Source organism: Legionella beliardensis (genome assembly GCF_900452395.1).
Classification (GTDB): domain Bacteria; phylum Pseudomonadota; class Gammaproteobacteria; order Legionellales; family Legionellaceae; genus Legionella_C; species Legionella_C beliardensis.
In genome coordinates, this window is sequence record NZ_UGNV01000001.1 from 379,833 (window position 1) to 392,500 (window position 12,668).

Consider the following 12,668-nt stretch of genomic DNA (forward strand, 5'->3'; position numbering starts at 1 on the left):
TCAAATAGGTAGCCTGGGTGTAACGAAGTAAAACCCGGGTTACGGCCCTGCACCCAGGCTACATGCCATTTTAGAAAAAATATTATTGGCTTTCTTTAGGATTGTTTTTATAAACTACTTCATTGGCTGTTTTAATCCTTGCTTTAACAAAATAATAAATTCCTGGCAGCACAAAAAGAGTAAAGAAGGTTCCAAATAACAAGCCGCCAATTAGTATTATGCCAATAGCATGACGGGACTCCGCTCCAGCAGCATGCGATAAAACTAATGGAATTGCGCCAAAAGTCATGGCGCCTGTGGTCATTAAAATAGGCCTAAAGCGTAATTGGCAAGCTTGTCGAATCGCGTCTCGCAATGCTAATCCCTGTAGACGTAATTGATTAGCAAATTCGACAATTAAAATACCGTGTTTACTAATTAAACCAATTAAAGTGATTAATCCTACTTGCGAGTATATATTAAGAGACTGTCCAAATAGCCAGGCAAATAATAAGGCGCCTGAACTAGCTAGGGGTACGGTAAATAAGATGATTAATGGATCAATAAAATTTTCAAATTGAATGGCTAAAATGGCATAGATAAATACTAAGGCTAACAGCAGCAAATAGAGCATCATGTGTGATGCTTCAGTATAAGTTTTAGCCATGCCTGTCCACGTTAATTTATAGTGCTCAGGTAATTCATTTTTAGCCATTTCCCATAGCTTGGCCATGGCTTGCGGTGTTGATTGATTTGGCTGTAAGCCTACATGTAAGGTCGTTGAGCGCATTTGTTTAAAATGCTCAAGTGTTGCCGGCTGCGCCTTCGTCGTCATTTTAGTTACAGCACCTAAAGAGATATGTTTGCCTGCTGGTGTCGTAAGGTATAGCTCATCTAAATTCCATGGGGAGTGGTTGCCTTGAATTGTTAAATTATAAGTAATACTGTCTTTCTGAAATTTAATTGACTGATCGCCACTAAAAAAAACTTCAATTGTTTTGGCAATTTGGGCAGCAGTTAGGCCAAGTTTAGCGATAGCATTATTATCAACATCAATCTGATAACCCATGGAATCAAGGCGTAAATCATAATTAGTTGATTCAAATAATTTTAAATTATCTAAGCGTTTTTTAAATTTCTCTAAGTTATTAAAGAGTTCACGATAACTATCAGGCGTTGAAATAACTAAAGCCAACTCAGAGACACTACCAGCATTGTCATTGCCAGGTAAGCCTGTATCCCAGCTCCATACAGCAGGATCAATAGAGGGGTATTGGGTAAATTTAGGTTTTAATTCTGCAGTAATGTTTGCAGCAGAGCGTTTGCGCTCATTATGAGGCTTTAAAGGCAGAATAATACTAGCTCCCCAATCACCAATAAAGGTCAGTTTATTATTGGCCTCGTTTAAGGTATTGGTTGATTTTTCGATGCCACTTACTTTTTTGTCTAAATCATCAATCGCTTCTCCGGCAACAGGAGGTATATAGACGCCAACTAAACTTCTATCCTCTTTTGGTGCAGTTTCACTAGGAAGTAGATTGTAGAAAATAATAGAAATACTGATAAATAAGAAGGCGGCAACTAAAGAAATGGTGTTACGACTGAGCACCCAATCTAGACGTTTGGCATATTTTTGGCTTACTGCAGTTAAGAAACTATCAATTTGTGGCCACCAGTTTTTATTATTTCTATTAATTAATTTGGCACACATTAAAGGCGTTAGTGTTAAGGCAACAATCCCTGAAACAATAACGCTTCCTGCTAAAGCAACAGCAAATTCAATAAAAAGTTGACCTAATAAACCTTCAATAAAGGCAATGGGCATGTAAACGCTTGCTAAAGTAAATGTCATTGCAACAATTGCAAAGCCTATTTCCTGCGCGCCTTTTAACGCAGCGTCAGTAGGGCTTAACCCTTTTTCTATATGGCGCCAGATATTTTCTAAAGCAATAATGGCATCATCAACAACTAACCCAATGGCTAGTACCATCGCTAATAAGGTCATTAAATTAATAGAAAATCCGACTAATTTTAAAAAAATTAACGAACCTAATAATGAAATAGGGATGGTAATTAAGGGAATAATTGTGGCGCGTAAATTTCTTAAGAAAAGAAAAACAATGATTAAAACTAAAAGAATCGCTTCAATAATAGATGACTTGATATTATGGAGAGATGCTTTAATAAAATCTGATTGATCAATAATTATTTTTGTTTGCATCCCTGCTGGCAAGCTAGCCTGTATCGATTTTAATTCTTGGCGAACCAGCCGAGAGACTTCAATGGGATTCGCATCATTAGTGCGGTTAAGCGAAAGAACCAGACCACTATGACCGTTAACCCGAACACGCATCCTACGCGTGTCTGTTGTTAATTTTATTTGGGCAATAGATTTTAATAAAATAGGATGCCCTTTATGCGTTTTAATAAGTAGATTTTCATAATCTTTAATAGACTTTAATTCTGAATTTAACGTACTTGGCGTGCGATTTTGAAAATTACCCGCAGGCAAGGATATGCGACTCTTGTTTATCGCACTTAAAACTTCATCCACATTAATGCCAAATAAAAATAATTTTTTTGGATCAAGAGTAATTTCATAAGTATAGGGTTGCCCCCAGACATCAACGGAAGCAATGCCTGGTATACTGCGAAAAGCATTTTTTAAACGCAAATGAGCAAAGTGCGTAAGTTGGCCAAAATCTAGAGAGGTTGATTCTAGTGAAATACCTATAAAGGGCAGGCCATTTGCTTTTACTTTTTTTTCAACTAAAGGTGTTTTAACTTCAGGCGGCAGCAAGGCTCTAGCTAAACTAATTGCATCTTGGGTACTATTGTATGCCTTATCCATTGACGTGTTACTGCGAAAAGTTAGAGTAATTAGAGCATAGCCTGCGTTAGATTCAGACGTAATCATCTCTAACCCTTCAATACCAGCAAGCCTGTCTTCTAAAATATTAGTGACTGCGTTTTCTACTAAATCGGGGCTAGCGTTAGGGTAGTTTGCAGTAACGGTAATAACGGGAAAACTAATATTAGGGTATTCCCTAATCGGTAAGTTTTGAAAACAAAGTAATCCAATAACAATAATCAAACAATTAAAGATAATGGCTGTAACGGGATGTTTAATAAAATAATTGGTTATTTTCATGATTACTCAAGCGTGATAAATCGCTACTTTTAAACCCGGATATAGACGTTCTTGGCCTTTAATAACAAGCTGCTGCCCAACCTGTAACCCAGACGTTACTTCAATGCGGGATTTATTTCTTATACCGGTAGTGATAGGAACTAATTCAATAATGTTGTTTTTAACTAGATAAACGTGAGGTTTACTGTTGCGTAGGAAAATGGCTTGTTGCGGAATGACAATGGTATCTTTCTTCTTTTGCGTGATGAACTCAACGTCAGCACTTTCTCCAATTAAGCAATTACTACACGATATAGAAACATCCGCAGGACACATGTGCGTTTCCTCATCAATCATTTTCTGTAAATGGGAAAGTTTATAAGTCGTATTAAAAACTCGAACTGCTTGGCCTTCATGAAAGGCGGATATATTTGTACAAGGTATATCAAAATCTATGACTAAGATAGCAGGGTCATAAATTGTTACTATAGGATCACCAGCACTGACTTGTGTACCTTCTTTCTTTTTGTAAGCGCCAATAATACCCTCAAAAGGCGCATAAAAACGTAAGGTATCTAATTCAATTTTCGCTTTAGAAAGTTCTTTTTGTGCATCTAGCCAGAGTTGCTTTTTATCTTCTACTTCTTTTGAACTAACAATACCGCCCTTAACCAGGCTCTGCAAACGCTCAAATTGAGTTTTGGCAATATTTTCTGTACCTTGTGATAATTGTAAATTGTTCTCTATATCAGGGTTATCAATTTTAGCAATAAGCTCACCTTTGTGAACTTTCTGCCCCGTAGGAAGTAGGGCATCGAGTGTGCCATTATTTTTAGCGACTAACACTGTCACATGTTTAGGATGAATCGTACCTAGAAGATGTATGGTTTCTTCTATATCTGCTGTTTTTAAGGATTCAATTTCAACAAGCTTTGGCTTATCAGCAATGATATTGCTCGATTTTTTAAAGAAAAGAAAGTAAAGAGCAAGCGTGAAGGCTATTAACAAGGTAATAACTATTAGCCATTTTTTTCGGTAAGATATCATTTTTTTACTCTATCTTTAAATTAGCACTGCACCCTTCTTTCATGGTAAAAACCTGTGCTGTAAATAAATAGCCGCCATTTCTGATGGTTTTTATTAATGCGGGCTTCTTGGCATCTGTTTCAATTTTTTGCCTTAAACGGCTTACTTGTACATCAATACGACGATCGAAAGGATTTAAATCGCTGCTTTTAGTAATCTGTAATAGAAACTCACGGCCTAAGATTTGTTGTGGTTGACGAACAAAGGCAAGCAATAAATCATATTCACCAGCACTTAATTGCAATTCTTGCTGATTACTATCAAAAATTTGCCGAGAAGCAGGATACAGCTTCCAATCATCAAATAGTAAAACATCTCTATCTTGGTCACTTTCTTTTAAAGAACGTTGAACTCTACGGCTGAGCGCACCAATTCTAGCATGAAGTTCACGCACGAGTATTGGTTTTACTAAGAAATCATCAGCGCCTTCTTCAAGTATCTTAACGCACATTTCCTCATCTTTCTTATCATTAAGGACAATTAGAGGAACCGCGCGTTGATAAAAAACATTAATGGTTGAGAGTTTTAGCTGAGATAGCATCGTGCTATGAATTAAAAAGGCCGCCGGTGTTTCTGCAAGTGCATTTAATTTTGGGACTTGATTATAGTGCAAAACTTGATAATCATACTTACTAAAATACTCCTCGATTTGAACATTCTTAGGGGCATCGTCAATAATTATGATGTATTTTCGATGCGATAACATTAAACTTCTCCATTAATTAAATACAAATCAGATAAAATAAATTTAAATTGTAATAGAAACACACTCATTGAGTTAATTTTTTAATTTAAATTACCATTAAATAAGACTGGCTACAAATATTTAGTCGCTAATTATAAGTTTAATTCTGCCTAAAAAGAAAATATCCTTAGATTTTGTCATACTAATTTTTGGCTAGTAAGCTGCTTTAGGGGCGAGGTGTAGGTCGTAATCTATTAGCCTGTGTTTGGTTGGCTATGTCTAGTTGTTCTTCTTTTTCAGCCACTTGCGCCTTTAGATCGGGAATAGCGCCTAAGGTTTCATGCAATTGGCCATGCAAAACTGGGATATGTCCTGTACCTAATGCAGGAGCACCTAATTCGTTGTCTGAATTGTCGAGCACTCGATTTGCAGCTTTTCGACCTGCTATTTCTGTTAAGAGTTCAAAAGATAATTTTTTTTTCTTCAACAAGGACAATAAAAATTGCTTAAAAGGTCGGTGTTTTTTGATCATTAAATAATCCCCTTGATCTTATTTTGATTATAACTAAGTTTTTACTGTATTTAAAGTAGATTACCCGACTATAATTTATATACACTTAATATTAAGTATCCCATATAAATTATCTTAGCAAAGAGTAATTGGCTGTAGAACTCTTCTATGCATATTCATTTGATATAGCTTTTAAAGTACACCGCAAGTCCGACTTCCAAATATTAAATGCTTGGAGGATGAAGGATGAAAAATGATAAACAGGCATTGTTTCCTTGGCTAATTGATGAAATTTATCAAGCTAAAGCATTTATTAAATATGATATTAAGCAAACGGAGATCCGCTTCCACAGAGAAATAATGACAAGCTGGCAAGCCAGTTCATCTCAGAAACAAACGGCAGTAGAATTCTGTACTGCGTTAATTAGACTATATAGTGAATTATTAATTGTCCTTACTTCAGGTGAGCCTGCAACCCCTGAGCTACATTGTTTACATGAAAATGATTTAACCCGTTGTTACTTAAAGATTCAGCACTTAAAATTAAAAGCAGCTGGCATGTTATTGTTGGAAGAAGAAGTAATTCTCGCTAAGGAATTATTATTTTTTTATAAAAATTTAAACGCTCTATTATTAAATGAATCGGCTCAAACTGAAATTGTAGATTGCCAGACTAAAAATAAATTTTTAAAAAAAATGGTTCAAGCAGCAACTCCGGAAGAATGGTTATTAGCATTAGTTCATTTTGCCAATGAAATTGGTAAGGACTCCACTAGTTACCAAATTCAACTTAACTATCTAAACAATAACGAGTTACAAACGCTTAATAAGATGCTGATGTATCCTGATTTTATTGCTTTAAATAATAGTATTTTCTTTTTTAAAATGAACCCTAATTATTTATATTCAGAGACTATTCATCTTGAAAAGTTAATTTCGGTGAAAACTAGGCTAAAGCTTTTGTACAATTTTATTGAATTATTACAACGCTTTTCTAGCCAATTACTCAGGCAGCGAGGACTGCAAGCGGAACATGATTATTTATTCCATGGCGAAGAAATTCCTCCAGGAATTAACATAGAAGTAAACAGCGGCTATCAACCCTTAATTATTAAGGCACTGAAGGAATGGCGATTACATTATCTGCATCTTCCTAATGAGTCTACTCGTGTATCAGGCTACTTAGGCGAGTTATTTCGGGCTTATAAATTCTGGTTTAATCCAGTTAGTCTTATCGATTCTGTCATGAATTTTTATACGCAAGTTATGCATCATGAAGGTGATGATGAGCCATTTTTAACGCAATTAAGCTTGCTTTATCAACAATTAACCACTACAGAGTGCCTAGATTTATATGGTTATTTTTCTAATAAAGATACCAATTACCTAATGCGTACCTTGTTAGCAAGTTATCAAGGTTTTAATCTGCTATCTACGTCGACTTTATCAGATCTTGAGGCCCGGGCCGTTTATAAAGTTTATACCACGTTAAATCTGGTAATGAATGCTTTACGTGAGGAGCTTAAAAATAGGCATGTTGTTACGGCTGCTTATGATCATCGTCTTGAAGATAAAATTTTAAAACCCGGCCGCCGTAATTTACAAGCATTACAACGTATTCTTGACATTTACTGCGAGCGGCCATTGCAGGAAAATAAGGCCCTTGAACAGCTTTTTTCTCTGTTAGAAGATTAAAACATGACTGCTAAAAATAGCCGAAATAGCTAAGGTTTTCCTGGCGACGCTTTTAGCACGTAAGGATAATGACTTAAATCTTCTGTATAAAACTGCTGTAATTCTTTAAGCATTGGTAAAACAGGCGTTGATTTAGCAAAGGGACTATTTAGATTATCAGTCCAATAACCATTATCTAGCTGTAAAATGACCGTGATATAGCGGCCATCATCAGGGTATAGGGCTAAGAGCCAATTATCTTTAATTAAGCCATAAAGTTTCATGCTATTTATCGTAGCAAATTTATCTTGACGAATTTCTAGATGGGTGTTTGAGGGGTTAATCTGAAATAGTTCTTTTGCATACTGAATTACTTTAGCTGGCGTTGGCGCTAAGTTAGGTAACATCCCACTTTCAAGCATAATTCCTCGGTTTGGAGGAGGTAATTGATTACCTAGAATCGAATTTAATAAGGAAATACCGTCTGGTTTTAATCTTAAATTAAAATTAAAAAAAGCAGCAATTGTTGGGGCAATATCAATTAAGGCAATGCGAGTAGTGATAGTCTTAGGTTGTGTTATTAATTTGCCATGCTCAAAGATTTTAAATCCAAGTACGCATTGATTTTGAGCAGGACTTAATAAATCTGAGCCATGGCCTGCGCTTCTTTGTAATTTGGTATCGGTTTTTTTCTTTAAGTAATTAATAAATTGGTTATAACCTTGGCTTTGGTATAGCCGTGGATCGGTATGGCGCGAGCCTTTTTTATATAAGACTTCGCCATGATCACTTAACACGATAACGAAACTATTAGTTAATGCGCCATGTTGAGTAAGAAATTTTAGTATCGTACCTACCTGCTGATCAACTTGCTGAATAGCTTGGTTATACAAAATTTCACGATTATTTAGCTCAAACACATCATCAACTTGCACTGGTGATGAAGTTGCCCAAGCATAAGGCCAATGAGGTAGGGTAAAGTGCACCGCGAAAAAAAGAGGGCGTTTATTATCTGCTTTAGCTAAGGCATTTTGCAATTCTAAATCAAATGTGCTCGTGTAATAAGAAAAGTGGCCCGCCCGGTTAGCGTAATTATATGGGAATAACCATTTAGTTAGGCGCAAATTAATTAGTAAATTACTAAGCGGTGTGTCATAAAGCGAACCCATTAAAATTTCATTAACCCCAATACGAGGGCCAATGATCTCATTAAAGCCAAATTCCTGACCTAAATTATTAAAACGTCGATCATCGCTAGCAAATACGGTGTAGTAACCCTTTTGCCTTAGCATCCAAGCAAGGCTGTCCATATAATTGACGCTAGCAAGGGGGTATAAATTTTCTCTTGCCTGATGATGAAGAGGATAAAGACCAGTTAAAATAGTAATCCACGCAGGATAGGTGCGAGCCAGTGGACTAATCACTTCAGTAAAGTGAACGCTTTCTTGCAAATATTTATATAAGTTTGGTGTAAATGCACTATTTACCTGATCAGGACTGAATGAATCAACACCAATAATAATAAGATTTGGCTGATTATTCGTTAAATTAGTGGCAGTTGGTTTTAATTGTAAAAATAAAACCAACGAGATAGCTAAGGCTAATGGGATGGTCCACCATGGTTTTTTATACAAAAACTGGCTTAAGGTAATTAGAGTAAGAAGCAGTAGGATAGCTAAGCTAATGATCATTAACCCATTAATAAAAATACTAGGCGCTTCAGGTAAGAAAATACCGCTAAATTTACTTAAAGGAAAAAAATAACAATTTAAGGTAACTAAGGCGGTAAGTGATAGACTATAAATAATGACTTGCCAACGTTCAATAACTGTTTTGTTGGTAGCAAAACGTGCAACTCCCCATAATAAGCCAGTTTGAAGCCAGGATAAGATGCCATAAAGAATTAACTGGATAAATAATGCTGCTAAGAGTTCCAGATAAACTCTAATTGGGTACGCCATAGCTTGAATAAAGCTATGCCCTTGTCCAAAAATAAAGAGAAACTGTAAAAAGACAAAAACTAAATTATAGATGAAAAATTCACCTAAATGCTGCTTAAATTGAAATGCCTTTTTCACGGCTGCGGGCTACAATGGTTGAGTTTAGGTGCCAATTATAAATATAACTATCAACACTATTAACGTGATTTAATTGACTCGTTAAAGGCTCTTTAGCAAACTGCTGTAAGTGCTTAATTATATTTTGTTTGGTACCGCCGAAGTCTTCAGCATACCATTCATAAAGTTTAGAGACAATCAATGCACCTTCAATAACTTGCACACCTCTTAATGAATTAATATATTTAAATGCGGCATGATTAAGTTGTTTATCAATTGTACTGCCTTGATAGGCCTGTTTACTTAAGTTGGCTGCGCCAATTGAGCCATTGTTTAATGCATATAGGGTTCGAGGATCGTTCCATATAGGCCGTATAATTCGATTTTGAATGTCATCCAGTGATAATGCCATATTATTAATAGTAATTAATTTAGCTCCCCAAGGCCCTACACTAAATAAGCCCGGAGAAATGTTAATTTCTTCAATACTGCCAATGGGGTAATAATTTACGATAGTTTGTATGGTTAGTGCGTTGTATAAATTTATCCAATAAGCTAATTGCTCTTGGCGATTATAATTACTGATATTTATGTGGCTCATAGAGCCAATATATCGTTTAAGTAAGTTTAAATCATCTTCGGTTAAGCGTGGGTAATCAACTAAATTAATACCTTCTTCATTTGTAATGACTCGTTTATTAAGAAAGTCTTGCCAATCTTGATGAGAGATAGTTTTAGTTGATAAAGGGTTATAAACTTGCCAGATTCCCCATAAATTTTTGGTAGACGAAGCAATAGCGATATTTGATATTAACAATAAAGCGACTAAGAAAGTAAAGTGATATCGGTAAAATCTACTCATTAATCTCGGCTCGATTACGAAGAGCGCTACTAATAGTTATTCCATCTAAAAACTCTAGTTCGCCTCCAGAAGGAATTCCATGCGCTAGTTGACTAATTTTTATAGAATGAGGGCTGAGCAGCTCACGAATGAAGTGAGTTGTTGTTTGTCCTTCAATAGAGGGGCTTAAAGCCAAAATGACTTCGGTAATACCCTCAGCAAGAATTAAGCGCTGTAAGCGAGGTAAACCGATTTCATCAGGGCCAATACCATCTAGAGGAGATATTTTGCCCATGAGTACAAAATAGCTGCCTCTATAAGCATTGCTTTGCTCAATTGCCACAACATCGGCGGGATTTTCAACGATACAAAGTATTGAAAAATCACGCGCTGTATCTTGACACAGAGCACACAGATCATGCTCTGTATAATTATTACAGCGTTGACAATGCTTGATCGCTTCCATGGCGTGCTGTAGACAAGTAGCTAGATGTAGCCCTCGTTGACGTTGGCGTTGCAACAAATGATAAGCCATTCGTTGCGCTGAACGAGGCCCTATACCGGGTAAGCAACGCAATGCAGTAATGAGCTGATTTAAAGCATCCATTCCAACAATTATTCCTTGTCCTGATCTTGTATGAAATCAGTAGGAATATTTAAGCCGGCTGTTAGCTTTTTAATTTCATCTTGTGATAATTTTTCGATTTTACGGACAGCATCATTAACAGCAGCTGCAACTAAATCTTCAATCATTTCGGCGTCTTCTTCTAACAATGAAGGGCTGATACGAACTTTTAAAACATCATGTCGGCCATTCATTTCAACAGCAACCATTCCGCTACCGGCTTCGCCACGTACGGTCAATTCACTAAGCTGCTTTTGAGCTTCTTGCATGCGTTGCTGCATCTTTTGCGCTTCTTTCATTAGATTTGCTAAATTTTGATTCATGTCCATCTAAAAAACCTCATAGTTACGGTAGTTAATTAATTATAATTGATCTTAGCGTGGTTCAATAGAATTTTTGACCAATTCTGCTGAAAATTCTTGCTTTAAGTCCTGCAAAAAGGGATCTTGTTGTAAAATTAGCTCTGCTTCTTGTAAATTTTGTGCGTAAGCTGCACTTTTTTGTTGCGCTGGTGATGCCTGAACTTCACTAAAATCGAAGTGAAGTTTCACTTTCTGCTGATAATAATTAGTTAATGCTTGCTCAATACGCTCAATAATACCAGGTGTAAACAGAGAACGATGACCCTTATCAACACGTAATTTAACCTCTCCCCCGGATTTACCAATCATTTCTGCGTTTTCAGCCGCTGTTTGTGCTAAACCAGTTAATTTAATTTGCCTAAGTATTTTATCCCAATCGTCTATTACGGTTGGCAAGACGTTTTCTTTAGTAGGCTCTGCTGGTTTAGAGAGTGTTGGTGGGTTATCAGAAAGGTTTTGTTTAATCTCTTTTACTACTGGCACCTGTATAGCTTCAGGCGGATTATTAGTAACTGGTGATACCACTGTGTTTGGTGAGTTATCTTTTTTAAATTCATAAGCAAGTGCTGGTGTAGTTGCTGGATCACCTGGCCTAAATGTATGCATCCGTAGCATAGTCATTTCAAAGCCAATAGCTAACGTAGGCGCTAGATGAATTTCTTCAGTACTCTTAAGGCCAATTTGATAAAATAATTGAATATCTTCAGGCTTAAATTGCTTGGCTAATGCTTTAAGTTCAGGTGAATAAGTACATAAGGGACTTTCAACTGGCAAATGTTGGATAATTGTAAGTTCATGTAAATAAGCAAGAAGCTCATCTAATACAAAACTAAATTGCCCGCCTTCCTGACCAATTTGTCTGCTTAATTGAATTAGTTGCGGAGCATCTAAGTTAGACAGAGCATATAAAATTTGTAGAGCATAGTCTTGCTGCGTATAACCTAAAATGGCTTTAACTTCCGCTGCCGTTAAGTTGGATGTAGCGCTGGCTAAGGCCTGATCAAGCAAGCTTAAAGCGTCACGCATACTACCTTGAGCAGCTTTTGCCAGAAGCTGAAGTGCTTCCTCTTCAAAGGAATAATTTTCAGCCTCAAGAATCGTTTTGAGTTGCAACGCTATGGTTTCAAGCGATAAATGCTTAAGGTTAAACTGGAGGCAGCGTGATAAGACAGTAATCGGTAGTTTTTGCGGATCAGTTGTTGCTAATAGAAATTTAACATGGTCAGGCGGCTCTTCTAATGTTTTAAGTAATGCGTTAAAACTATGCTGCGATAACATGTGAACTTCATCAATGAGATAAATTTTATATCGACCAGCAGTAGGTGCATACTGAACATTTTCTAAAAGCTCACGCGTATCCTCTACACGAGTTTTGGAGGCAGCATCGATTTCTATTAAATCGATAAAGCGTCCTTGTTCAACAGCAATACAGGATTCACATTGCAAGCAAGGATTAGCACTTATCCCTTGCTCACAATTAAGTGCTTTTGCCATAAGGCGGGCGATACTCGTTTTACCAACACCGCGAGTGCCTGTGAAAAGATAAGCATGATGTAAGCGTTGTTGATTGAGAGAATTAATTAACGCTTTGTTAATATGCTCTTGGCCAACCAGTTGCAAAAAAGTACGCGGTCGCCATTTACGTGCTAGCGCAAGATAGCTCATAGGGCTTCACAATTTGGGCGGCAGCTCTAAGAGCCACACCTCGGCGCCCGCAT

At 36.7% G+C, this 12,668-nt stretch carries 10 protein-coding genes and 1 other RNA gene (1 of these 11 only partly in view); 1 reads left to right on the forward strand and 10 read right to left on the reverse strand.

Going from position 1 to position 12,668, the window contains the following annotated elements; translation table 11 throughout:
* Positions 1-82: 82 nt before the first annotated feature.
* The 4 genes from DYE47_RS01755 to DYE47_RS01770 form a co-directional block, all read right to left on the reverse strand.
* Positions 83-3,130, reverse strand: coding sequence for an efflux RND transporter permease subunit (locus DYE47_RS01755; RefSeq protein ID WP_115301622.1), 3,048 nt, complete (start codon positions 3,128-3,130; stop codon positions 83-85).
* Positions 3,131-3,136: 6 nt separating this feature from the next.
* Positions 3,137-4,156: an efflux RND transporter periplasmic adaptor subunit gene (locus DYE47_RS01760; protein WP_115301623.1), complete on the reverse strand. Its 1,020-nt coding sequence runs from the start codon at positions 4,154-4,156 to the stop codon at positions 3,137-3,139.
* Between the two features lie 4 nt (positions 4,157-4,160).
* Entirely contained in the window at positions 4,161-4,901 is a 741-nt protein-coding gene (locus DYE47_RS01765; RefSeq protein ID WP_115301624.1) for a response regulator transcription factor, read from the reverse strand.
* Positions 4,902-5,106: 205 nt separating this feature from the next.
* Complete coding sequence (locus DYE47_RS01770) at positions 5,107-5,412, reverse strand: hypothetical protein (RefSeq protein WP_115301625.1); 306 nt, start codon at positions 5,410-5,412, stop codon at positions 5,107-5,109.
* A gap of 225 nt (positions 5,413-5,637) precedes the next feature.
* Here DYE47_RS01770 and DYE47_RS01775 point away from each other — a divergent pair, with 225 nt between their 5' ends.
* A complete protein-coding gene (locus DYE47_RS01775) occupies positions 5,638-7,086 on the forward strand; it encodes a hypothetical protein (protein ID WP_115301626.1) in 1,449 nt (482 codons plus the stop codon).
* A gap of 29 nt (positions 7,087-7,115) precedes the next feature.
* Here the strand turns inward: DYE47_RS01775 and DYE47_RS01780 are convergent, their stop codons facing one another.
* From DYE47_RS01780 to ffs, 6 genes are all read right to left on the reverse strand, one after another.
* Positions 7,116-9,143, reverse strand: coding sequence for a sulfatase-like hydrolase/transferase (locus tag DYE47_RS01780; protein ID WP_115301627.1), 2,028 nt, complete (start codon positions 9,141-9,143; stop codon positions 7,116-7,118).
* On the reverse strand, positions 9,121-9,984 hold the full coding sequence (locus DYE47_RS01785) for a DUF547 domain-containing protein (RefSeq protein WP_115301628.1): 864 nt from the start codon (positions 9,982-9,984) through the stop codon (positions 9,121-9,123). Before DYE47_RS01785 ends, DYE47_RS01780 begins: the two co-directional genes overlap by 23 nt.
* Positions 9,977-10,570, reverse strand: coding sequence for a recombination mediator RecR (recR, locus tag DYE47_RS01790; RefSeq protein WP_115301629.1), 594 nt, complete (start codon positions 10,568-10,570; stop codon positions 9,977-9,979). Before recR ends, DYE47_RS01785 begins: the two co-directional genes overlap by 8 nt.
* Before the next feature lie 8 nt (positions 10,571-10,578).
* Positions 10,579-10,917 (reverse strand): YbaB/EbfC family nucleoid-associated protein, encoded by a 339-nt coding sequence (locus DYE47_RS01795; RefSeq protein WP_115301630.1) that lies wholly within the window; start codon positions 10,915-10,917, stop codon positions 10,579-10,581.
* A 45-nt stretch (positions 10,918-10,962) separates the two neighbouring features.
* The gene (dnaX, locus tag DYE47_RS01800; protein WP_115301631.1) at positions 10,963-12,615 is read right to left on the reverse strand and encodes a DNA polymerase III subunit gamma/tau; all 1,653 of its coding nucleotides are present in this window, start codon (positions 12,613-12,615) and stop codon (positions 10,963-10,965) included.
* Positions 12,616-12,639: 24 nt separating this feature from the next.
* An RNA gene (ffs, locus tag DYE47_RS01805) (signal recognition particle sRNA small type) lies at positions 12,640-12,668 on the reverse strand; it runs 68 nt beyond the window's last position.

Coding starts and splice junctions, on each gene's coding strand:
- DYE47_RS01755 (WP_115301622.1), bottom strand. CDS start 3,130: ATGAAAATAACCAATTATTTTATTAAACATCCCGTTACAGCCATTATC.
- DYE47_RS01760 (WP_115301623.1), bottom strand. CDS start 4,156: ATGATATCTTACCGAAAAAAATGGCTAATAGTTATTACCTTGTTAATA.
- DYE47_RS01765 (WP_115301624.1), bottom strand. CDS start 4,901: ATGTTATCGCATCGAAAATACATCATAATTATTGACGATGCCCCTAAG.
- DYE47_RS01770 (WP_115301625.1), bottom strand. CDS start 5,412: ATGATCAAAAAACACCGACCTTTTAAGCAATTTTTATTGTCCTTGTTG.
- DYE47_RS01775 (WP_115301626.1), top strand. CDS start 5,638: ATGAAAAATGATAAACAGGCATTGTTTCCTTGGCTAATTGATGAAATT.
- DYE47_RS01785 (WP_115301628.1), bottom strand. CDS start 9,984: ATGAGTAGATTTTACCGATATCACTTTACTTTCTTAGTCGCTTTATTG.
- recR (WP_115301629.1), bottom strand. CDS start 10,570: ATGGATGCTTTAAATCAGCTCATTACTGCATTGCGTTGCTTACCCGGT.
- DYE47_RS01795 (WP_115301630.1), bottom strand. CDS start 10,917: ATGGACATGAATCAAAATTTAGCAAATCTAATGAAAGAAGCGCAAAAG.
- dnaX (WP_115301631.1), bottom strand. CDS start 12,615: ATGAGCTATCTTGCGCTAGCACGTAAATGGCGACCGCGTACTTTTTTG.